The organism is Streptomyces sp. NPDC020958, assembly GCF_055562175.1.
Map to the genome: position 1 here is coordinate 28,423 of NZ_JBVHFU010000017.1, position 21,759 is coordinate 50,181.

A 21,759-nucleotide genomic window follows, 5' to 3' on the forward strand; every position below is an offset into this window, starting at 1 on the left:
CCCGGGCCGGTGCGGCTCGGGGCGCCTTTCGCGTACGTCCGGATCAGGTGGCCGGGGCGGTCGTCACCGGGGCGGCCTGCTTCGGCGGCGCGGCCGCCGGCTTGGGCTTCGTCTTGTCGGACTTGTCGCCGGTGAAGGACTCGTACTCGGCGAGGACCTCCTCGGTCGGCCCGTCCATGCGCAGCACACCGCGCTCCAGCCACAGCACCCGCTCGCAGGTGTCGCGGATGGACTTGTTGTTGTGGCTGACCAGGAACACCGTGCCCGCGCGCTGGCGCAGCTCGCGGATGCGCTCCTCGGAGCGCATCCGGAAGGACGCGTCACCGGTGGCCAGCGCCTCGTCGATGAGCAGCACGTCGTGGTCCTTGGCGGCGGCGATGGAGAAGCGCAGCCGGGCGCCCATGCCGGAGGAGTAGGTCCGCATCGGCAGGGTGATGAAGTCGCCCTTCTCGTTGATGCCGGAGAAGTCGACGATGTCCTGGTAGCGGTCCTTGATCTCCTCGCGGGACATGCCCATGGCGAGGCCGCCGAGGTAGACGTTCTTCTCACCGGTCAGGTCGCCCATCAGGGCGGCGTTGACGCCGAGGAGGGAGGGCTGGCCGTCGGTGTAGATGGCGCCGTTCTCCACCGGCAGCAGGCCGGCGACGGCCTTGAGCAGGGTGGACTTGCCGGAGCCGTTGGTGCCGATGAGGCCGATCGCCTCGCCCTTGTAGGCGACGAAGGAGACGCTCTTGACCGCGTGCACCAAGCGGGTGCCCGCCGCCTTCTCGGCCTGCTTGCGGCGCAGCATGCGGTTCAGGGCGGCGGTGGCGGAGCCGCGGCCGGCGCCGGTGCCGTGGACCCGGTAGACGATGTCCACCTTGTCGGCGACGACCGTGGGGATGGGGGTGTCGTTCACGTTCTCAGCCACGGCCGTACGTCTCCTCAGCCTTCCAGAAGTAGATGAAGCCGCCGACGCCCGCGAGCAGGGCCCAGCCGGTCGCCGCCGCCCACACGTGCGGGGGCAGCTGGCTGGAGTGGAAACTGTCGATCAGCGCGTAACGCATGAGGTCGATGTAGACGGCGGCCGGGTTGGTCTCCAGCGCGATCGTCACCCAGTGGGGCAGATGGTCGCCCTTGGTCAGCTTGTCGATGCTCCACATCACGCCGGACACGTACATCCAGGTGCGCAGGATGAACGGCATCAGCTGGGCGATGTCCGGGGTCTTCGCGCCCATCCGGGCCATGATCATCGCGACGCCGGTGTTGAAGACGAACTGCAGCACCAGCACCGGGGCGGCCAGCACCCAGGAGAAGGCGATGGGGACGCCGAAGCAGAGCAGGATGACGACCAGGGCGGCCATCGAGAACAGCAGCTGCTGGAGCTGCTGGAGCGCGAACGAGATCGGCAGCGCGGCCCGCGGGAAGTGCAGGGCCCGCACCAGGCCGAGGTTGCCGGAGATCGCCCGGGTGCCCGCCATGATCGAGCTCTGCGTGAACGTCCAGATGAACACGCCGGTGACCAGGAACGGGATGTAGTCCGGCACGTGCCGTTTGGTGCCGAGCAGGACACCGAAGATGAAGTAGTACACCGCCGCGTTCAGCAGCGGCGTCATGACCTGCCAGATCTGCCCGAGCTTCGCCTGGGCGTACTGGGCGGTGAGCTTGGCGGTGGCGAAAGCGGTGATGAAGTGGCGCCGAGCCCACAGCTGACGGACGTACTCCGGCAGGGAGGGACGGGCGCCGCTGACCGAGAGGCCGTGCCGGGCGGCGAGCGCCGCGAGGTCGTCCTCGGCCGTGACCGGAGTCGGGGGCGGTGTGTGGAGAACCTGGGTCACATCCGCTGCTTTCACTCGGGGGGTGGGGGTGCTGCGGCGTCCGGCTGGTCGCCCGGTCCCGTCACCCGGCGTTCGCTTACGCTTTTCTTTACGTTTTCTCACGTCGGGACGGGACCGTTTCGTCGCAACGGGAGCGTAGGCCGAGTTGGCGTCGGAACGCAACCGTTTCGTCGTCACGGAAGCCTGTGCGTCGTGACATTTCCGAGGTCAGGCCGCGATCGATTCGTTGCGGGAGAGGGCTCGGGGCCGCGTTCGCCACGGCGGTGAGCTGGGAGGGCTCGACGCCGGGCGGGTGTGGCGATCGGGTGGTGAGTGCCGTCGGAACGCAACCGTTTCGTCGTTACGCCCCTATGCTGGGGGCATGACGACGAACGCCGAGGAGTCCCAGACGCGTCCGCGCCGACGCGCCCCCGCCGGGGCGGCCGTCCTTCGCGAGGACGTGACCGAGGCCATCCGGGCCGCCGTCTTCGAGGAACTCGCGTCGGTCGGTTACGCCCGGATGTCCATCGAGGGCATCGCGCGCCGCGCGGGCGTCGGCAAGACCGCCGTCTACCGCCGCTGGCGCTCCAAGCTCCACCTCGTGCTCGACGTCGTCTCGGCCCTCGCCGTACTGGGCCTGCCGACGCCCGACACCGGCTCCCTGGAGGGCGACCTGCGCCTGCTGTACGAGGTCACCTCCCGCGCGCTGCGCCACCCGGTCGCCTCGCAGATCATCCCCGACCTCCAGGCCGAGGCGGCCCGCAACCCCGACATCGCCGAGGCCATGCAGAAGACGCTGCGCCAGGGCCAGGAGGGCGTCGCCAGCAAGATCATCGAGGCGGCGCAGCGACGGGGTGAACTCGCCGCGGACCTCGACGACGACCTGGCCATGGATCTGATCTCCGGCCCGCTGTACTGGCGTTCGGTGGTGATCCGGACCCCGAAGCTGCCGAAGGGGTACCTGGCGGCGCTGGCCCGCGGGACCGCGGAGGCACTCAAGGCGCTGTGAACCACCCGGCCGGGGCCCACGGCGGCGGCCGGCCGGACCGGTGGCGCCGGCGACGGTTTCGGGGCGTGGCTCGGCATCCTCCAACCGCCGGCCGCGGCGGGACCGGTACGGCTCGCCGGCGCCGGCGTCGCACCGGTGGGGTGCCGGTCACCGCCGCGTGCCGGATCGCGCTGCTGACCGGCGCGATCACCGCGCGCGTCCGGGGGGGGGTGGCGGTTCAGCCCCGGGCCGCCTCCGGGTGCAGGCGGAGCCATCCCTGCCAGGCCGAGGTGATCATGTCCTGGACGTCGTGCTTGGCCTTCCAGGTCAGTTCCGTGGCGATGCGGTCGGCGGAGGCGACCACACTGGCCGGGTCGCCGGGGCGGCGGGGGGCGACGGCCGGGGCGAGGTCGTAGCCGGTGACCGTGTTGATGAGGTCGATCATCTCGCGGACCGAGACACCCTCCCCTCGCCCGATGTTGAGGGTCAGGGAGCGGCCCGGCTCGGCCTGGAGGGCGCGGGCCGCGGCCACATGGGCCTCGGCCAGGTCCACCACGTGGATGTAGTCACGGACGCAGGTGCCGTCCGGCGTCGGGTAGTCGTCGCCGAAGACGAGCGGGGGCACGTTCTCCGTGAGCTTCTCGAAGACCATGGGGACCAGGTTGGAGACGCCGACGTCGGCCAGTTCGGGGCTGGCCGCGCCCGCCACGTTGAAGTAGCGGAGGGAGGCCGTCGCGAGGCCCGTGGCCCGGCCTGTGGCGCGGACCAGCCACTCGCCCGCCAGTTTGGTCTCGCCGTACGGCGACATCGGCAGGCACGGCGTCTCCTCCGTCACCAGGTCGACGTCCGGCATGCCGTAGACCGCCGCGGAGGACGAGAACACGAACGACGGGACCCTCGCCTCCGTCACCGCCTCCAGCAGGACGCGCAGGCCCTCGACGTTCTCGCGGTAGTAGCGCAGGGGGAGTTCCACCGACTCGCCGACCTGCTTCTTCGCCGCCAGGTGCACCACCCCGGTCACCTCGTGCTCGGCCAGCACGCGCGCGACGTTCTCACCGTCCAGCGTGGAGCCCGTCACCAGCGGCACGTCCTCGGGCAGCCGCTCGGCGATGCCGGTGGACAGGTCGTCGTAGACCACCGTCCGTTCGCCCGCCTCGGTCATCGCGCGTACGACATGCGCCCCGATGTAACCGGCGCCGCCGGTGATCAGCCAGGTCATGAGTGGCGGTCCCCTCCGTCAGTGGCCCGTGGTGTTCGTCAGGCACCTTGTCGTCAGTCACCTTTCAGTGAAGCAGGTGCCGCAGACAACCGGGGACGGCTGAGGTGACTCCCCGTGACCGACGTGCTGTGCGCGGTGCCCCTCGGCCGGCGGGTGGCGCGCCACAGGCGGGTCAGGGAGAGGGCGGCGGCGCCGACGAGCAGGCCGTTGCGGGTGAGCATCAGCAGGCAGCCCGTCCAGGTGCAGCCGACGACCTCGCCGTAGAAGGCGGGGTAGGCGACGGAGCTGACCGCCGTCGCCGCCACGACCAGGGCGGCGACCGGACGCTGGCTGGTGTGCCGCGAGGTCAGGCACACGGCGGCCAGGCCGAGCAGCCAGATCATGTACTGGGGGCTGATCACCCGGCTGGTGACGGTGAACAGGAGCACCGCGCTCAGGGCCGCGTCGTACGGGGTGGCCCGGGTCCAGTGCCGGGCGCGGACGCGCCACAGCAGCAGGAGCGCGAAGGCGGCCGCGGTGAGCACGAGGGACGCGGTCGCCACGGCGTGCACGTGCGGGCCGACGAGTTCCATCGCGCCGTACCGGTAGCGGACCGTGCCCCGCCAGCCGGCGTGCCGCGCGAGGCTGAGCGCGGTGCCGCCGAGCGACTCGATCTGCACACCCCGGCCGCCCTGCTGGCGCAGGAAGGCCAGCGGGTTGCGGAACGACACCACGAGGACGGCGAGGGTCGCGCTCCCGGTCAGGGCGGCGGACAACCACGCCGACCGGGTGGGGCGGCCGCGCTCCACACCCAGCAGGACCAGCGCCGGCCACACCTTCACCAGCGCGCCCAGGGCCGCGAGCGTCCCGCACGCGCGCGTGGAGCGCGACAGCGCCAGCAGGGAGAGCACGGCGAAGGCGGTGACCTCCACGTCGTAGCGGGCGAGCGGGAGATGCAGGAGGAGCGGGAGGCCGCCGGTCCACAGGGCCGCGCCCAGCAGGGTGCGCCCGGAACGCGTGCCCGCGCGCGCGAGCGCCGCCGTGACCAGCGCGTCCGTGGCCAGGGTGAGGGCCACGAACGCCTGGAAGTAGCTGACCCCGGGCACCAGCCCCGGCGCCAGCAGTACCGCGCCGGCGCCCGGCGGGTACTGCCACAACGTGTCGTGCGCCGGGAACGCGCCGTGCGCCAGCACGCCGTACCAGTGGAAGTACAACCGCCATACTTCGCGCGCGACCGCTCCGTGTCCCAGGAGTCGCTCGTTGTTGTGGACGAGGAGCCACAGCATCAGCGCGCGCGTGGCGAACCAGAGGGCGGCGAGCCCCAGAAGCCGGGAGAGCCGGGAGAGCCCGGGGAGGCGCGGGAGTCGAACAGGTGAGGCGAACGGGGCGCGGGGGAGCGGGGCGTACGGGCGGTGATTCATCAACGGTGAGCGTAAGCCGCCCGGATGGTGTATCCATGCCGATACGCCGTCAATACCCGGCAAAGGTTGGCTAATCGCAAAAGATCGGGCCGTGGTGAGTATCGGGCCTCTCGTAAAAGCACATCAGCGGACAAGGCGGAGGGAGGACTTCGGCCGACCGGCTTCGTCGAACCGACCGGAGCAGGAACCGGAACCGTTGGTCTCCGGATCACCGGCCGCATCACCGGCCGGACCGGCGCCCGGCCGGCGGCGTCGGGTGCGGTGTGCCGCCGCCGTGGGGGTTCCCGCAGCGGTGATGTTCGCGGTCGGGCTCTGGGGGCTGCACCGCGGCGGGATGTGGCGCGACGAGGCCGTCACCTACCAGGTCGCCGGGCGCACGGTGCCGCAGATCTGGCGGTTGCTGCACGGCGTCGACGCGGTGCACGGCCTGTACTACCTGCTGATGCACGTGGTGCTCGCCGCCGCCCCCGGACGCCCCGGTGAGATCGACCTCCGGCTGCCCTCGGTGTGCGCGGCCGCCGTCACCGCGAGCCTGGTGGCCGCCCTCGGCACCCGCCTCGCCCGGCCCCGCGTCGGCCTGTGGGCCGGACTGCTGTTCGCGGTCACGCCCCTGGTCGGCCACTACGCCCAGGAAGGCCGCTCCTACGCCCTGGTCGCCGCCGGGGCGACCGGCGCGACCCTGCTGTTCGTCCGTGCGGCGGCGCGGGAGGGTCGGCGGGCCTGGGCGTGGTACGGCGGTGTCCTCGCGGTCACCTGCTGGCTGCACGAGTTCGCGGTCCTGCTGCTGCTCGCGCACGCGGGAACCCTGGCGCTGGCCCGTTCGTCGGGAAGGGTGTGGCGGGGGTGGTGCTGCGCGGCCGGGGGCGTGGTGCTGTCGCTGCTGCCGATGGTCGCCGTCTCGCACACGCAGTCGGCGCAGGTGGCGTGGCTGACGGAGCCGGACGTGGAGACCGCGCAGGAGCTGCTGCGCCAGTATCTCGGCCCCACCGACGGGGTGTACTGGGCGTGCCTGGCGCTGGGCCTGCTCGGGCTGACCCGGCTGGTGGGCAGGCGCGGCGAGGTGACGCTCGCGGCGGTCGCGCTGCCGCTCGCGGTGCTGCCACCGGTGACGCTGATGCTCGCCTCGCAGTTCACACCGTTGTACGTCGACCGGTATGTGCTGTACGCGCTGGCCGGGGCGCCCCTGCTGGTGGCGCTCGGCGCGGACCGGGTCGCCGCGCTGCTCGGCCGGCTCTGGTCCCGGGGCACGGCGACCGCGCCCAGGCCGCCGGTGTTCACGCTGGCCGGGGTGCTGGCGGTGGTCCTCGCCTTCACCCACCAGATTCCGCTGCTGCGCGCGGACCGGGTGCCGGGCACCCGGCCCGACGATCTCGGCGCCGTCGCGAGGGCGGTGGCCCGGACACTGCGCCCCGGTGACCCGGTGCTGTTCCTGCCGGCCCACGCGCGCGGGACGCAGCTCGCCTATCCGGCCGACTTCAGGGGCACACGGGACGTGGCGCTGGCCGAGTCGGGGCCGCGGTCGGGGACCCTGTACGGGCGTGAGGTGACGGTGGGGACGCTGCGGCGGCGGCTGGCGGGGGCCGACGAGGTGTGGGCGGTGGTGGAGAAGTACGCGATGATGCGCGGATACCGGCCGCGGCTGCCCACCGAGCGGGCCAAGTTCGCCGTGCTGAACCAGGAGTTCGTACTGCGCGAGGAGATGGTCGTCGACCGGATCGCACTGCGCCTGTACGTGCGGCCGATCCGGGGCGCCGACGGTCAGCCGTGAACCGCGGGGCGGTCAGCAGGAACCCTCCTCCAGGGCGGCCGCGTCCAGGGTGCCCGTCAACTGGTCCAGACGGGCCTTCAGGTCGCGGATCTCGTCCACGTCGAAGCCGGTCGCCGAGACGATCCGGCGCGGCACCTCCAGCGCCCGCTCGCGCAGCGCCGACCCCGCCTCCGTCAGCCGTACGTCCACCGAGCGTTCGTCCCGTGTGCTGCGCTCGCGGCGCACCAGGCCCGCCGTCTCCAGGCGCTTGAGGAGCGGGGAGAGGGTGCCCGAGTCCAGGCGGAGGTGCTCGCCGAGCTTCTTGACCGGCAGGTCGCCCTCTTCCCACAGCACCAGCATCACCAGGTATTGCGGGTAGGTGAGACCGAGGTCCTTGAGGATCACGCGGTAGACGCTGTTGAAGGCGCGGGACGCCGCGTGCAGGGAGAAGCAGATCTGGCGGTCCAGGCGGAGCCACTCCGCCTCGGGGACGTGGGCGGAGGACGGGGCGGGGGCCTGGGCGGGGGTCGGGGTCGTCGCGGTCATGGCTCCAGCGTAGCTCTTGCGAGCCATTCAGTTGTGCACAACTTAATTGTGTGCTCTACTTGTGGTCGTGAGGGCGGCCGGAACGGAGCCGCCGGAACACCGCAGCAGTGAATTTCGAGAGGGATGGTCTTCCATGGACGCGCTCTACACCGCAGCCGCCACCGCCACCGGCCGGGAAGGACGGGCGGTCAGCTCGGACGGGCAGCTGGACCTCGCGCTGGCGTTCCCGGCCGCGCTCGGCGGCAACGGCCAGGGCACCAACCCCGAGCAGCTCTTCGCCGCCGGTTACGCCGCCTGTTTCGCCAGCGCCCTCGGTGCCATCGGCCGCCAGGCCAAGGTCGACACCGGTGAGATCTCCGTGACCGCCGAGGTCGGCATCGGCAAGGACGAGTCCGACGGCGGCTTCGCGCTCAAGGTCACCCTGCGCGTCGAGCTTCCCGAGGAGCTGGCCAACGAGACCGGCGAGAAGCTGGTCCACCAGGCCCACGAGTACTGCCCCTACTCCAAGGCGACCAAGGGCAACATCCCGGTCGAGCTCATCGTCGAGTAGTCGGCCGGGCGGCCACCGGGACGCCCCTCGTCCGGGTGAGCCGCGCGAGCACCTCGCCGGTTCGCCGGCTCCAGTCCACGACCACCGCCTCCTCGGGCAGTCGCTCCCGCCGCGTCAGCAGCAGCCAGCGCACCCGTGGGCGGTGGTCGTGGCCGTCGGTCGGCTCGATGCCGTAGCCGGGCAGCAGCCGCACGGCGTAGTACGCGTCCGTGACCACCGGCTCGCCGCGGCCGATGTGCCGAGCCGCCCAGTCGTACGACGGCCAGCGCGGCGGCTGCACGAAGCCGACCGGGTCCACCGAGCGCGGTACGACCGCTCCGGCCTGCGCGGCCAGGAGACCCAGACAGGCCCCGCCCGCGGTGGCCCAGCCGAGCGCCCGCCGCCACCCCGGCCAGGGCCGTGCCGCCGTCAGCTCCACGGCCAGGGCGCACTGGGGTGCCAGCAGCGCGAGCCCGAGCAGCTCCCCGAAGCCGTGCCGGCGCCCGCCGCCCGCCATCACCAGGCACTCCACCGCGAACAGCAGAACAAGCGGATCACGCCAGGCCGCACCCCACCCGGCCCCCTCACCACCCCGCCACCCGGCCGCCCCCCGCCCCTCCCCGCCACCCGGCCATCGGCCCGCCCCACACCGGATCCGGTACCCGCCCCGCCCCGCTCGTCGGGTGCGCAGCCACAGGGCCGGTACCCCCAGGAGCAGGGCCAGCCAGCACTGGGCGGCCAGGCCGTCGTACCGTTCGTACGGCTGTGGCAGCACGCGCGCGTGCGTGCCCGACGCGGCCACCGCGGCCGCCACCGCGCACAGCAGCCCCCACCGCACCCGGACCGGGCCCCGCCAGTCCCGCTGCCACCCCGCCGCGAACGCCGCCGCCCCGGCCGCCGCCCCCACGCCGAGCACCGGGTCGACCAGCGCCACCACCCCGTACAGGACGCCGAGAGCCGCGTAGCCGGTCCGGCTGCGCAGCCCGTCCGGGCCGACGTAGCGCACCCGGCGCAGGTCGCGGGTCCGGCCGCCGGTCAGGGCCCAGGCCCAGAAGGTGAGGCCGAGGGCGAACGCCGACGGGTAACCGAGGCTGCCGGTCAGCGGCAGCAGCGCCAGCGTGCCGCCGCCCCGGGCCGGTTCCGTGCCCCACAGCACGGCCATGAAGGCCAGGGCCAGCACCGGTGCGAAGGGGCGCGGGGTCAGGACCCGGACCAGCCGTCCGAGGCCGCTCAGCAGGAGCAGCAGGTTCAGCGGGCCGCACAGCCGCAGCAGCTGCCACCCGGTCAGACCGGTCAGCCTGGCCACCGCACCCTGCGCCAGCACGTACGGGGAGACGGCGGCGTCCGCCAGGCCCGAGCGCAGCCCCTCCACCGCCGCCGCGTGCTGACCCGCGTCGCAGCACGGCGGCACCCGCCAGGACGCCAGCGTCATCAGCAGCCAGAACAGCAGGCCGAAGGCCTGGTACGGGGTGAGCCGGCGGACCCGGCCGCGGCGCAGGGCGGTGCAGCCGTGCGCGGCGCGCCGGACCAGCGCGCCGGTGCTCACCGGCGGGAACGGACAGGACGGACCATTTGCCGAGTGTTCCCGCTCGCCCCGCCCGCTGTGCCGCCCGTCACCTCATCGAGTGAGCCGCCGACGTATTCGCGACGCTCACCTCAACGGGTGATGCCGACCGTCCTCGGCACCCCCTGCGCGGGCACCGCCGCCATCCGGTGCGCCAGTGGCTCCAGCAACAGCGGCACCCCCACCACCGGCAGCAGCCAGGCCGGCACGATCAGCCGGTCGCCCCAGACGTTGATGTCCGGATGCGCGGCCTGGGTGAGGATCCCGGTACCGGCGGCGGCCAGCAGGAAAACTCCGAACGCGGGCCGCCGCCGCGCCCCCCACGCCCCGGCCGCCAGCGCCGCCGCGAACAACGGCGCCATCGCCTGCCGGCGCAGCCACTCCACCCAGAAGTTCCCCTCCAGGTGCAGGAACTCCCCCCAGGGGTGGGCCCGGTCCGGGTGGGCGTAGTGGTTGGTCAGCAGGTCCTGCATGCTCTCCGCCTCGGAGGGATAGTGCAGCAGCCGGGCGAGGAGCAGGGTGCCGGCGACCGCCAGGCATCCGGCGGCCGCGACCGCCACCACCCCGCGCCCCGGCGCCCGGCCGTGCCGTCGGCGCCGCAGCGCGACCGCCGCGCCCGCCCCGGCCAGGCACACCCCGAGGAACAGCGCCTGCGAGTGCTTCACGGCGAACAGCGCGAGCAGCGCGCCCGCCACCAGCGCCGTCCCGGCCCGCGCCCGCCCGGTCAGGGCCAGCGCACAGCCCCACACCGCCGTCAGGGTCAGCGCCAGCATCAGGCCCTCGGTCATCGGCCGCATCGCGGTCGTACCGACCGGCAGCACGTAGTAAAGGGCCTGACCGGTCAGCGCGAGCGGCACCGGGACGGACAGCGTCCGCAGCACCAGGAAGACCAGCACCCCGCCCGCGACCGTGACCAGCACACTCGCCAGCCACACCCCCCAGGTCACCCCGAACACGGTGACGAACGGCAGCAGGAGCACTGGATAACCGGGCCGCACCTCGAAGATCGCCCGCAGCCGGGGGCCCACGAACGGCACGACGTGCCCGTCCGTCTGCTCGCCGCCCGCCGCCAACCTCCGGTCCACCCGCCCGAGTTCGTCGGACCGGCAGGCGGCGTACACCTTCCGTGCCGGACTCGGCGCATGGAAGCGCAGCACATCCACGCGCCGCGCGCGCTCCGCCCCCGACGCCCGCCCGGCGCACACCCAGTCGACCGTCTCCGCCGCCGCCTCCCGTCGGCCCGCGCCCCCCAGGGTCAGCGCGTACGACACGTAGTTCTTGGAGTCGGGGGTGTCCCGGCCGGTGACGTCGGCGAGTTGCAGCACCGCGAACACCACGGCCAGCACCAGCACCCAGGTACGCGGTCTCATGTCGCCGCCAGCAGGTCGTGTCCCGCCGCCGGTTCCGGCACCCGGGCACCGGCCGGCGGCATCGACTCACCCAGCAGCAGCGTCCGCACCACCCGTTCGGCGGCCCGTCCGTCGTCGAACTCGCAGAACCGCGCACGGAAGTCGGCCCGCAGCCGGGCCGACTCCTCGTCCCGCCAGCTGCCCGAGGCGAACAGCCAGGCCAGTTCCCGGTAGGAGTGCGAGACATGGCCGGGTGCCTCGGCGGTGATGTCGAGGTAGGCGCCCCGGCTCGCGGTGAACGTGGCCCAGTCGTCGGCGTGCACGACGATCGGCCGGTCCAGGTTGGCGTAGTCGAACATGAGGGAGGAGTAGTCGGTGACGAGCACGTCCGAGGCGAGCATGACCTCCTCGGCGTGCGGTTCGCAGGTCGCGTCGACCACGATCCCGCGCCGGTGCAGCTCGGCCAGGCCGAGACCGCGGGCCGGGCCGGTCGCCAGGGCCGGATGCAGCCGGACCACCAGGGTGTGGCCGGGACCGAGGTCGGCCGCGAACCCGGTCAGGTCGATCCGGTCGACGTGACCGCCCCTGACGTAGTCGCGGCGGGTCGGGGCGTAGAGCACGACGGTGTGGTCGGCCGGAATGCCGTACCGCTCCCGAAAGCCACCGCCCGCCGCAACCCCACCCCCGCCCTCGCCCCCGCTGCCGCCCCCGGCTTCCCGCCGGCCGGCGTTCACCAGGACGTCGTTGCGCGGGCTGCCGGTGCGGGCCGACGCGAAGTGACAGGGGTAGGCCCGCTCCCAGACCAGCTCCGAGTGGCGGTTGGCGACCAGGCTGTGGTCCCAGCGGTCGGCCCGGCGCAGCATCTGCGGCACGTCGAAACCGAGCCGGGCTCCGGGCTTGCCCAGCAGGTCGGCGCCCAGGTACTTGAGCGGGGTGCCCCGATGGGTGTGGACGTGCACACTGCCGGACCGCTTCACCAGAGTCCCGGGCCAGTTGACGTCGTTGACGAAGAACTTCGCGCGGGCGGTCAGCCGCAGGTACTCCGGGGAGTCGAGCAGCACGTGCTCCACCCCTGCGGGCAGCCCGGCCGCCACCTCCGCGTCCTTCACCACCCACACGCCACGCAGTCCCGGCGCGATCGTCCGGGCCGCGCGGTACACGGCCGCCGGGTCGCCCAGCATGCCCCGGTGCGAGGAGGCCGAGTACAGGACCAGGTTCTCGTCCAGCGGCCGCAGGGAGCGCAGCCCGGTGAGCGCGCGCCGCCCCCGGACGCCCGCCGCCCGCCGTACCCGCAGTGCCTGCCGTCCGCTCTCCCGGCCGGCCCGCTCCGCCTGCTGCCTCAGCCGGTACGCGGCGTACGAGCTGCCCAGCACACCCAGGTCGGCCCCCTCCGGCCGGAACGCCCGGTACAGCTCGGCCGTGCGCCGGAAGAACTCGCCCCGGGCGGCGGGCGGCAGCCGGTCCGGCTTGGCCAGGATGTCCAGGCAGTGCTCGCCCATCTTCCGGTGCAGACAGGGCCGCCAGCCGGCCAGTTCCGGACGGGAGTCCAGGAAGGCGAAGACCCGTCTGTACTGGTCGTGGACGTCGAAGTGCTTGCGGCTCGTGGTGGAGAGGATGTTGCCCTGGCGGCGCTGGCGGTAGTTCAGGCAGATCCGGTCGAGGGTGGCGATCCGGTCCGCGCTGAGCATGACCGGGAAGGTCCACGGGGTGTCCTCGTAGTAGCCCGGCGGGAACTGGAAGCCGTTCTCCTCGACGAAGTCCCGCCGGTACACCTTGTTCCAGACGACCATCAACAGGTCCAGGATCTCCGGGTGTTCGGCGGCCGTGAAGGTGTCCGACCGGGCGCCGAGGAGGTCGGCGAGGGCGTTGCGCCGGGTGCCGCCCCACCAGTACGTGCGGGCGTAGTCGAAGACCAGCACGTCCGGGTCGCCGGTCTCCGCGAGCCGGTCGGCGATCGCCCGCAGCGCGCCCGGGGTGAGGGTGTCGTCGCTGTCCAGGAAGAAGACGAAGTCACCGGTGGCGTAGGGCAGTCCGGCGTTGCGGGCGCGGCCGAGGCCGACGTTCTCCGGCAGGTGCAGCACCCGCACGCGCGGGTCGCTGGCCGCGTACTCGTCGAGGATGGCGCCGCAGCCGTCCGGGGAGCGGTCGTCCACGGCGATCACCTCGATGTCGTGGAAGGACTGTTCCAGGACCGAGTCGAGGCACTCGCGGAGATAGCCCTGCACCCGGTAACAGGGGACGATGAGACTGAAGCGGGGCACGGTCAGCTCCTGACGAGGGTCGCGGACGGCGCGGGCAGGCGTTCCGCCAGCGGGATCACCGCCGGGATCGACTCCGGCGGCTGGCCGAGCAGCACCCGCCGTACCACCCGTTCGGCGGCCAGGCCGTCGTCGAACTGGCAGAACCGCTCCCGGAACGCGGAGCGCAGCTCCTTGGACTCCGCGCCCCGCCAGGAGCCGTCGCGGAAGATCCGGGCCAGTTCCTCCGGGGTGCGGGCGACCGGTCCGGGCGGCTCGGCCATCAGGTCGAAGTAGACGCCCCGGGTCGCCCGGTAGACCTCCCAGTCGTCGGCGTAGATCACGATCGGCCGGTCGAGGTTGGCGTAGTCGAACATGATCGACGAGTAGTCGGTGACCAGCGCGTCCGCGGCCAGGCACACGTCCTCGGCGGAGCGGTGCCCGGTGACGTCGATGACCCGGCCGGTGCTTCCGCGCAGGCGTCCCCGGTCGTAGAAGTAGTGGGCGCGCAGCAGGACCACCACGTCCTCGCCGGCCGCCTCGCAGAACGCCTCCAGGTCGAGGCCGGGCTCGAACCCGGTGTGGTGGTCGCGGTGGGTCGGCGCGTACAGCACGGCCGTGCTGCCGTCCGGGACGCCGAGCCGGCGCCGGATCCGGATCACGTCGTGGGCGGAGGCCGTGTAGTACACGTCGTTGCGCGGATAGCCGTACTCCAGCGCCTGGTACGAGCCCGGGAAGGCGCGCTCCCACGTCTGCGTGGAGTGCCGGTTGGCGGAGAGGTTGAAGTCCCAGCGGTCGACGCGGCCGAGCAGTCTGGTGAAGCTGCCGCTGCGCGCGGCGACCACCGGGTACGTCGACTGGTCGACGCCCATCTTCTTCAGCGGCGTGCCGTGCTGCGTCTGGAGGTGGACGCTGCCGGGCCGTTTGACGACCCCCTCGGCGAAGTTGGCGTTGTTGATCAGGTACTTGGCGCGGGCCAGCAGCTGCCAGGAGCGGCGGCTGCCGATCACCGCGTGGTCGACGTCCTTCGGCAGGGTGTGCTCCTGTCCGGCCTCCACCAGGAACACCGAGTGGATCCGCGGGGCGAGCGCGCGGGCCACGGCGTGGATCGCGGCCGGGTTGCAGACGTAACCGCGCCCCCAGTACGCGCAGTACACGGCGAGGTTCGGATCCAGCGGCCGGCGCAGTTCGAGGGCGTAGCGCAGCCGGGTGAGCGGCATCCGCGGCCGGGGCAGCCGCCCGGCGGCGCCGACCGCCACCCGGTTGACACCGCGCAGCGCCCGGAACGCCGTGTACGCACCCGCCGCGAGCAGCCGGTGCTGCACCCCCACGCTGCCGCCCGGCATCCGGAACCCGGCGGGCCGGTGCGCGCGGTGCAGCCGCCCGGCCCGGCGGAAGAACGCCCGGTGCCCGGACGGCATCCGCTCCGGCCGCGCGGCCGTCCTCAGCACCAGCCCGAAGACCTGCTCGAACAGCACCCGCGCCCGGTCGTCCGGCAGTCCCGCGGCCCGCTGGAGGACCAGTTCCACCTGGTCGAGGAGGTCCTGCTGGTGCGGTCCCGGCAGATTCAGCCGGCTGCCCTGCCGGCGCAGCCGGTGCCGTACGACCACCGCCCGCAGCGTTGCGATCCGGTCGGCGGCGACGGTGGTCAGGCCGCCCCAGCCGACGTCCGTGAAGTGACCGGCGGGGAACACCAGCCGCCGGTCCGCGACGAACGCACGGCGGTAGGCCGCGCTCCAGGCCGGCAGCGCCACCCCGGTCAGCCCCGGCGCCTGCTCCGGCGTGCATGGCCCGGGCGGGGCGGACGCCAGCAGCGGTGCCGCCGGGTTGGTCGGCTCACCCTCCCACCACGGCGTCCGCTCGTGCTCGAAGTACAGGACGTCCACGTCGCCGGTGGCGGTGAGCCGTGCGTCGAGGAGCGCCAGCGCGCCCGGCACCAGCACGTCGTCGCCGTCCAGGAACAGCAGGTACGCGCCGCTCGCCGCCCGCACGCCGGTGTTGCGGGCCCCGCTGAGCCCGGCGGACGGTGGTGAGTGCACCGGGACCACCCGGGAGTCCCGCTCGGCGTAACCGGCGGTGACCGAGGCGGCCGGGGCGTCGGGACCGTCGCAGACCGGGATCAGCTCCAGGTCGCCGAAGGACTGGGCGAGGACCGAGTCCAGCGCCTGGGACAGCCGGCCGGCGACCCCGTGGGACGGGACGATGATGCTGAAGCGGGGCATGCTGCTCTTTCTCAGGTGTGCAAACGACCCGGTCGCCCCGCCGGCCGCCAGGTGGACGGCCGGGACGGAGTGGGCCGCGAGGTGTTCGGGGGCATGTGAGAACTCCCTGCGAGGCAAACGGCGTTCAGCGGCTCTCGGTGACGGGCAGATGGCCGGAAGGTTGCGGAACAGTGGCCAGCGGGGACTGGGCCGGCCCCGAGGCGGCCGACGGCACCGGGTGCCGCTCGCCCGGCGGGATGACCTCCGGCAGCCCCGCCGGCTCGCCGAGCACCACATGCCGTACGACCCGTTCGGCGGCGCGTCCGTCGTCGTACCGGCAGAACCGTTCCCGGAAGGCGGCGCGCAACTGGGCGGAGCGGGAGCCGCACCAGTGCCCGGTGGCGAAGATGTCGATCAGCTCGCCCTCGGTGCGGGCGACCGCGCCGGGCGGGCTGGCGCGCAGGTCGAAGTAGGTGCCGCGGGCCGCGTGGTAGGCGTCCCAGTCCGCGGTGTGGACCACGATCGGGCGGTCCAGGTTGGCGTAGTCGAACATGATCGAGGAGTAGTCCGTGATCAGCGCGTCCGAGGCCAGGCAGAGGTCTTCCACGCTCGGGTGGTCGCTGACGTCGATCACCCGGGAACCCGTCGCCAGGGGGCCGCCGTGCCAGTAGTGGGCGCGGGCCAGGACCACGAACCGCGGGCCGAGGCGGCGCACGATCCGGTCCAGGTCCAGGACCGGGCGCTGGGTGCGCCGGTAGTCGCGGTGGGTGGGCGCGTACAGGAGGGCGACCGCGCCCTCGGGGACACCCAGGGACTCCCGGATGCGGGTGACGTCCGCCGAGGTGGCCTGCTGGAAGACGTCGTTGCGCGGATAGCCGTACTCGAGGGTGGTGTAGCCGCCGGGGTAGACGCGTTCCCAGGTCAGGGTGGTGTGGCGGTTCGCGGACAGTACGTAGTCCCACTTGTCGACGCCCCGCAGGAGTTCCTCGAAGTCCATGCCGGCGCCGGCCGCCGGGTGTTCCTGGAGGTCCAGGCCCATGTGCTTGAGCGGGGTGCCGTGCTGGGTCTGGACGAACACCTGGCCGGGGCGCTTGCGCAGCCGCCGGTCGAAGTTGACGTTGTTGACCAGGTACTTGGAGCGGGCCAGCGCCGTCCAGTAGCCGAGGCTGCCCGGGCGCAGCCGGCGCGGGCCCGGCGGGATGGTGTGCTGGTGCTCGGGGCGGGCGATCCAGGCGGTCCGGATGTGCGGGGCATGGGTGCGGAACGCCTTCTCCAGCGCGCCCGGATTGCAGCCGTGGCCGCGGTTCCAGTAGGCGGCGAACACGGCCCGGTCGGCGCGCAGCGGAAGCCGCAGCTGGACGCGGTAGTGCAGCTGGAGCAGGGCCGAGCGCACCCCTCGGGCGGACTTGACGCCGGCTTTCAGCGCCCGGCGACGGGCCCACAGCGCCAGCTGGAGGGCGCGGTAGGTGCGGTGCATGCCGTGGTGGACGAGGGCGTGCCGGAGCCGGGTGCGCCAGGGGACCGGGCCGCCCCTGGTCCGGTAACGGCGGCAGTGGGCGCGGGCCTTGCGCAGGAACTCGGCGCGGGTGCCGCGGGGCAGCCGCTCCTTCCTGGTGAACACCGTCGAGAAGTGGTCGATCATCCGGCGGAACAGCACGGGCCGCCAGTGCGCCAGGTCGGGCCGCTCGTCGAGGAACGCGAAGACCCGGTCGTACTGGTCGAAGACGTCGAAGTGCCTGCGGCTGGTGGTGCCGAGGATGCTGCCCTGCCGTCGCTGCCGGTAGTGCACGCACACCCGGTCCAGGGTCGCCAGCGATCCGGCGGCCATCAGGACCGGGTAGGTCCAGGGAGTGTCCTCGTAGTAGCCCGGCGGGAAGGTGAAGCCGTGCTCCTCGACGAACTCCCGCCGGTACGCCTTGTTCCAGGCCACCATCAGCACCCGGAGCAGCCCCGGCCGGTCCTCGAGCCGGAAGGGCGCCGGGCCCTGTTCGGTCAGCTGCGCGGCGAGCTTGTTGCGCTCCGCCCGGCCCGTCCAGAAGGTCCGCGCGTAGTCGTACACCAGGACGTCCGGCTCGCCCGCCTCCTTGACCCGGTCGGCGACCGCCCGCAGCGCGTCCGGGGTGAGGGTGTCGTCGCCGTCCAGGAAGACCAGGTAGTCGCCGCTCGCCTGCGCCATCCCCGCGTTGCGGGCGCCGCCCAGACCCTCGTTCTCCGCCAGGTGGACCGCCCTCACCCGCGCGTCCCGGGCCGCGTACTCGTCGATGATCGTGCCGCAGGCGTCCGGGGAGCGGTCGTCGACGGCGATCAGTTCCAGATCGGGGTACGACTGCGAGAGCACCGAGTCCAGGCACTCGGGCAGATACGCCTGGACCTTGTACGCGGGGACAATGACACTGAACCTGGGCAAGGGGCATCCATGGGTCGGTCGGCGCGGGCGTTCTGCCCGGGAACGGCCGATGGAGTGATGTGGTTACGGTTCCCTACGTCATGTGGGTTACGTACCGCGAGCGGAAAGAGGGCGGCCCGGTGACCGGCCCGCCCCCTTCCGTCGACACGGATGCCTCCGACACGGATGCCGCCGGCACGGATGCCTCCGGCGCGGCTATTTGACCGCGCCCGCCATCACCCCGGTCACGAACTGCCGCTGGAACGCGAAGAACACGGCCAGCGGGATGACCATCGAGATGAACGCGCCGGGTGCCAGCACGTCGACGTTGTTGCCGAACTGGCGTACCTGGGTCTGCAACGCGACCGTGATCGGCTGGGTGCCCGACTTGGTGAACACCAGCGCGACCAGCATGTCGTTCCACACCCACAGGAACTGGAAGATGCCGAGGCTGGCGATGGCCGGTCCGCCGAGCGGCATCACCACCCGGGTGAACAGGCGCAGTTCACCGGCGCCGTCCAGGCGGGCCGCCTCCAGCAGTTCGCGCGGGATCTCCGCGAAGAAGTTGCGCAGCAGGAACACCGCGAACGGCAGACCGAAGCCGACGTGGAACAGGATCACGCCGACGATCGTGCCGAACAGGCCGATCTTGCCGAAGAGTTCGGCGATCGGGATCAGCGCCACCTGCACCGGCACCACCAGCAGGCTGACCACGATCAGGAACCACCAGTCCCGGCCCGGGAACTCCATCCACGCGAACGCGTACCCGGCCAGCGCCCCGATGACCACGACCAGGATCGTCGCCGGGACGGTGATCAGGACCGTGTTCCAGAGGGAGTGGGTGATGTCGCCGTTCTCCAGGAGCTTCCGGTAGCTGTCGAACGTCAGCTGGGACGGCTTGCTGAACACGTGCCACCAGCCGTTCGCGCTCATGTCCTCCGGCGAGCGCAACGACGACGCCAGCAGCCCGATCGTCGGCACCAGCCAGAACAGCGCGACGACGATCAGGAAGACGCGCACCAGACCGCCGTTGACCTTCTCCAGCAGCCAACTCATCGCCGCTCCTCCCGCCGCAGTCGCCGGACGTTGAACCACATCACCGGGATGACCAGGAGGAGCAGGAAGACCGCGATCGCGCTCGCGATGCCCGGCTGGCCCTCCGAGAAGCCCTTGCGGTACAGCTCCAGGGCGAGCACGTTCGCGTCGTCCTGCGAGGAGCCCGGCGCGATGATGTACACGAGGTCGAAGACCTTCAGCACGTTGATCATCAGGGTGACGGTGACGACCGCGAGGACCGGGGCCAGCAGCGGCACGGTGACCTTGCGGAACACCTGCCACTCGGTCGCCCCGTCCACCCGCGCCGCCTCCAGGAGCTCCCGCGGCACGCCCGCCAGCCCGGCCGCGATCAGCACCATCGCGAACCCCGCCCACATCCAGACGTACGACCCGATGATGGCGGGCGTCACCAGGGACGGGCCGAGCCAGTCGACACCGTTGTAGGGCTGCTTGAAGTTGCTCGCGGGCAGCCGCAGCCGGGCCCCGTCGGCGGTGGCCGGCAGGGTGAAGGTGCCGTCGGCGGCGGCCTTCGTGGACGCCACCACCGTGCCGTTCTTCACCGCCTCGATCCGCATCCCGTCGTAGCCCAGCTCGGACGGGTCGGGAACGCCGAGCCTGCCGACGCCCTTGCCGCGGGTGAAGTCCTGCCAGGTGGTGCCGGTGATCTTCCCGGGATCCGGCTTCGCCGCCACGGCGCTCTTCGCACCGCCCGGCATCTGGTCGGGCGCTACGCCGACCAGGGGGAGGGCGACGGTCTGGCCGGTGTGCACGGTGGCCGTGGTGAGGAAGCCGCCCTGGTCCGGCTTCAGGGGCGACTCCCGGCCCGGGTGGGCGTTCGGGAACGCCGAGGACTGGGCGAAGGTGTCATGGATGCCGACCCACACCGCGTTCGCCACGCCCTTGTCCGGGTCCTGGTCGTACACCAGCCGGAAGATGATGCCGGCGGCCAGCATCGAGATCGCCATCGGCATGAAGACGACCAGCTTGAACGCCGTTCCCCAGCGCACCCGCTCGGTCAGCACCGCGAAGACGAGACCGAGGGCGGTGGAGACGGTCGGCGCGAACACCACCCAGATGATGTTGTTCTTCAGGGCGGTGCGGATGCCGTCGTCCGTGAAGATCGCCTTGTAGTTGTCGAAGCCGGCGAAACCGCTTCCGTCGGCGTTGTAGAAGCTGCGGATCAGCGAGTACCCGATCGGGTAGACCACGAGCGCGCCGAGCAGCACCAGGGCGGGCAGCAGGAAGAGAGCCGCCACGGTTCTGCGGGTGCCGGTCACGCTCTTGCGACGGCCGGGAGCGGCGGGGGTCCTCCCGACCCCCGCCGCGGCGGGCGATGCCATCCCCGGGTCAGCTTCCGCTGCCGTAGGCGGCCGCCGCGTCCTTCTCCAGCTTCGCCTGGGTGCCCGCGACGTCCTTCGGGTTCTGCAGGAAGTCCTGGAGGTCCTTCCACTCGCCCTTGCCCGGGGTACCGCCGAACGCCTGCGGAGCCTGGTCGGACATGTCGAAGCGGAAGTCGTCACCGGAGGCGATCAGCGCCTGGGCGATCTTGCGCTGCACCTCGTTCGGATACGCCGAGTTCGCCACGCTCTTGTTCGGCGAGAGGTAGCCGCCGAGCTTCGCCTGGATCGTCGCCGCGTCCGGGGAGGCCAGGAACTTCGCCAGCGCCTGGGCACCCTTGGAGTCCTTGAAGACGACGGCCGCGTCACCACCGGAGACCACCGGCGCGGTCGAGCCGACCGCCGGGAACGGGAACACCTTCGCGTCCGTGCCCACCTTCGCCTTGGTCTCCCCGATGTTGACCTGCACGAAGTCGCCCTCGTAGACCATGCCCGCCTTCGGCTGGTCGCCGCCGGTGAAGGTCTGGGTGACCGACGCCGGGAACTCCGTCTGGAGCGCACCGGCCGCGCCGCCCGCCACGTACCCCTTCTTGCCCCAGACCTGGGCCAGCGTGGTCAGCGCCTGCTTCACGGACGGATCCGTCCACTTGATCTTGTGCTGGGCGAGCTGGTCGTACTTCTCCGGACCGGCCTGTGAGAGGTACACGTTCTCGAACCAGTCGGTCAGCGTCCAGCCGTCCGCGCCGCCCACCGAGAACGGGGTGACGCCCGAGTCGTACACCGCCTGCGCCGCCGTCAGCAGGTCCTGCCAGGTCTTCGGCTCCTTGGCGCCCGCGTTCTCGAAGACCTTGGTGTTGTACCAGATCAGCGACTTGTTGGCGGCCTTGTAGTAGACGCCGTACTGCTTGCCGCCGACCTTGCCGATGTCCTGCCAGCCCTGCGAGTAGTTCTTCTGCACCTCCGTGACGGTGTCGGCGCTCAGCGGTTTCGCCCAGCCCTTCTGCACGGCCTGCTTGATGGCGCCCGGCTGCGGCAGCAGCGCGATGTCCGGCGGCTGACCGCCCGCGATCTTCGACCCGAGGAAGTTGATGATCGGGTCCTGGGCGGGCACGAAGGTCACCTTCGCGCCGGTGCGCTTCTCGAACTCGGCGAGCACCTGTTTGAAGTTCTTCTGCTCCTGCCCGGTCCACACGGCGGCGACCTCCAGGGTCGTGCCGTTGAGCTTCGGGAGGCTGAGGGTGCTCGTCGGAGTGGCGGAGGCGCTGTTGCCGTCGGTGGACTTCTTGCCGCTGCCGCCGCCGCAGGCGGTGAGCGCGAGTGCCCCCGCCATCAGCGCGGCGAGTGTGGTGACGGCCCTGCCGGTCCGGATGGTGCTGCTGTTACTGCGCATCACTTCCCCGTTCG

At 72.3% G+C, this 21,759-nt stretch carries 16 protein-coding genes; 3 read left to right on the forward strand and 13 right to left on the reverse strand.

The annotated features are described in order from the left end of the window. Nucleotides 1–43: 43 nt before the first annotated feature. Both ACZ3KP_RS34465 and ACZ3KP_RS34470 read right to left on the reverse strand, forming a co-directional pair. Nucleotides 44–910, reverse strand: coding sequence for an ABC transporter ATP-binding protein (locus ACZ3KP_RS34465; protein ID WP_467504383.1), 867 nt, complete (start codon nt 908–910; stop codon nt 44–46). Then, a complete protein-coding gene (locus ACZ3KP_RS34470; protein WP_467504385.1) occupies nt 903–1,817 on the reverse strand; it encodes an ABC transporter permease in 915 nt (304 codons plus the stop codon). Before ACZ3KP_RS34470 ends, ACZ3KP_RS34465 begins: the two co-directional genes overlap by 8 nt. A gap of 361 nt (nt 1,818–2,178) precedes the next feature. Here ACZ3KP_RS34470 and ACZ3KP_RS34475 point away from each other — a divergent pair, with 361 nt between their 5' ends. Next, entirely contained in the window at nt 2,179–2,805 is a 627-nt protein-coding gene (locus tag ACZ3KP_RS34475) for a TetR/AcrR family transcriptional regulator (RefSeq protein ID WP_467504387.1), read from the forward strand. 217 nt (nt 2,806–3,022) lie between these two features. Here ACZ3KP_RS34475 and galE read toward each other — a convergent pair whose 3' ends face one another. Both galE and ACZ3KP_RS34485 read right to left on the reverse strand, forming a co-directional pair. Then, on the reverse strand, nt 3,023–4,003 hold the full coding sequence (gene galE, locus ACZ3KP_RS34480; RefSeq protein ID WP_467504388.1) for a UDP-glucose 4-epimerase GalE: 981 nt from the start codon (nt 4,001–4,003) through the stop codon (nt 3,023–3,025). Between the two features lie 53 nt (nt 4,004–4,056). Then, nucleotides 4,057–5,268: a glycosyltransferase 87 family protein gene (locus tag ACZ3KP_RS34485; RefSeq protein ID WP_467504532.1), complete on the reverse strand. Its 1,212-nt coding sequence runs from the start codon at nt 5,266–5,268 to the stop codon at nt 4,057–4,059. Nucleotides 5,269–5,677: 409 nt separating this feature from the next. Here ACZ3KP_RS34485 and ACZ3KP_RS34490 point away from each other — a divergent pair, with 409 nt between their 5' ends. Further along, on the forward strand, nt 5,678–7,171 hold the full coding sequence (locus ACZ3KP_RS34490; RefSeq protein ID WP_467504390.1) for a glycosyltransferase family 39 protein: 1,494 nt from the start codon (nt 5,678–5,680) through the stop codon (nt 7,169–7,171). Nucleotides 7,172–7,183: 12 nt separating this feature from the next. On the opposite strand, the gene ACZ3KP_RS34495 is transcribed toward ACZ3KP_RS34490, so the two are convergent. Further along, nucleotides 7,184–7,696: a MarR family winged helix-turn-helix transcriptional regulator gene (locus ACZ3KP_RS34495; protein ID WP_467504391.1), complete on the reverse strand. Its 513-nt coding sequence runs from the start codon at nt 7,694–7,696 to the stop codon at nt 7,184–7,186. A gap of 133 nt (nt 7,697–7,829) precedes the next feature. On the opposite strand from ACZ3KP_RS34495, the gene ACZ3KP_RS34500 reads away from it, so the two are divergent. Beyond that, the gene (locus tag ACZ3KP_RS34500) at nt 7,830–8,246 is read left to right on the forward strand and encodes an organic hydroperoxide resistance protein (protein WP_358983449.1); all 417 of its coding nucleotides are present in this window, start codon (nt 7,830–7,832) and stop codon (nt 8,244–8,246) included. On the opposite strand, the gene ACZ3KP_RS34505 is transcribed toward ACZ3KP_RS34500, so the two are convergent. From ACZ3KP_RS34505 to ACZ3KP_RS34540, 8 genes are all read right to left on the reverse strand, one after another. Further along, nucleotides 8,233–9,771, reverse strand: coding sequence for a hypothetical protein (locus tag ACZ3KP_RS34505; RefSeq protein ID WP_467504393.1), 1,539 nt, complete (start codon nt 9,769–9,771; stop codon nt 8,233–8,235). The two genes, ACZ3KP_RS34500 and ACZ3KP_RS34505, sit on opposite strands and share 14 nt — an antisense overlap. A gap of 110 nt (nt 9,772–9,881) precedes the next feature. Further along, a complete protein-coding gene (locus ACZ3KP_RS34510) occupies nt 9,882–11,159 on the reverse strand; it encodes a hypothetical protein (protein ID WP_467504395.1) in 1,278 nt (425 codons plus the stop codon). Beyond that, complete coding sequence (locus tag ACZ3KP_RS34515) at nt 11,156–13,399, reverse strand: bifunctional glycosyltransferase/CDP-glycerol:glycerophosphate glycerophosphotransferase (protein ID WP_467504397.1); 2,244 nt, start codon at nt 13,397–13,399, stop codon at nt 11,156–11,158. Before ACZ3KP_RS34515 ends, ACZ3KP_RS34510 begins: the two co-directional genes overlap by 4 nt. A gap of 2 nt (nt 13,400–13,401) precedes the next feature. Continuing rightward, on the reverse strand, nt 13,402–15,597 hold the full coding sequence (locus ACZ3KP_RS34520) for a bifunctional glycosyltransferase family 2 protein/CDP-glycerol:glycerophosphate glycerophosphotransferase (RefSeq protein ID WP_467504399.1): 2,196 nt from the start codon (nt 15,595–15,597) through the stop codon (nt 13,402–13,404). Between the two features lie 124 nt (nt 15,598–15,721). Beyond that, nucleotides 15,722–17,983: a bifunctional glycosyltransferase/CDP-glycerol:glycerophosphate glycerophosphotransferase gene (locus ACZ3KP_RS34525; RefSeq protein ID WP_467504400.1), complete on the reverse strand. Its 2,262-nt coding sequence runs from the start codon at nt 17,981–17,983 to the stop codon at nt 15,722–15,724. Nucleotides 17,984–18,178: 195 nt separating this feature from the next. Beyond that, a complete protein-coding gene (locus tag ACZ3KP_RS34530) occupies nt 18,179–19,018 on the reverse strand; it encodes a carbohydrate ABC transporter permease (protein ID WP_467504401.1) in 840 nt (279 codons plus the stop codon). Beyond that, nucleotides 19,015–20,358, reverse strand: a complete 1,344-nt coding sequence (locus tag ACZ3KP_RS34535; RefSeq protein WP_467504402.1) for a carbohydrate ABC transporter permease — start codon at nt 20,356–20,358, stop codon at nt 19,015–19,017. Before ACZ3KP_RS34535 ends, ACZ3KP_RS34530 begins: the two co-directional genes overlap by 4 nt. Nucleotides 20,359–20,365: 7 nt before the next feature. After that, complete coding sequence (locus tag ACZ3KP_RS34540; protein ID WP_467504404.1) at nt 20,366–21,745, reverse strand: ABC transporter substrate-binding protein; 1,380 nt, start codon at nt 21,743–21,745, stop codon at nt 20,366–20,368. Nucleotides 21,746–21,759: the final 14 nt, after the last annotated feature.

What these genes read in the sequence shown, in the direction of transcription:
- ACZ3KP_RS34495 (WP_467504391.1), bottom strand. Translation starts at nt 7,696, where the DNA reads ATGACCGCGACGACCCCGACCCCCGCCCAGGCCCCCGCCCCGTCCTCC.
- ACZ3KP_RS34485 (WP_467504532.1), bottom strand. Translation starts at nt 5,268, where the DNA reads ATGCTGTGGCTCCTCGTCCACAACAACGAGCGACTCCTGGGACACGGA.
- ACZ3KP_RS34500 (WP_358983449.1), top strand. Translation starts at nt 7,830, where the DNA reads ATGGACGCGCTCTACACCGCAGCCGCCACCGCCACCGGCCGGGAAGGA.
- ACZ3KP_RS34520 (WP_467504399.1), bottom strand. Translation starts at nt 15,597, where the DNA reads ATGCCCCGCTTCAGCATCATCGTCCCGTCCCACGGGGTCGCCGGCCGG.
- ACZ3KP_RS34540 (WP_467504404.1), bottom strand. Translation starts at nt 21,745, where the DNA reads ATGCGCAGTAACAGCAGCACCATCCGGACCGGCAGGGCCGTCACCACA.
- ACZ3KP_RS34530 (WP_467504401.1), bottom strand. Translation starts at nt 19,018, where the DNA reads ATGAGTTGGCTGCTGGAGAAGGTCAACGGCGGTCTGGTGCGCGTCTTC.
- ACZ3KP_RS34535 (WP_467504402.1), bottom strand. Translation starts at nt 20,358, where the DNA reads ATGGCATCGCCCGCCGCGGCGGGGGTCGGGAGGACCCCCGCCGCTCCC.
- ACZ3KP_RS34475 (WP_467504387.1), top strand. Translation starts at nt 2,179, where the DNA reads ATGACGACGAACGCCGAGGAGTCCCAGACGCGTCCGCGCCGACGCGCC.
- galE (WP_467504388.1), bottom strand. Translation starts at nt 4,003, where the DNA reads ATGACCTGGCTGATCACCGGCGGCGCCGGTTACATCGGGGCGCATGTC.
- ACZ3KP_RS34510 (WP_467504395.1), bottom strand. Translation starts at nt 11,159, where the DNA reads ATGAGACCGCGTACCTGGGTGCTGGTGCTGGCCGTGGTGTTCGCGGTG.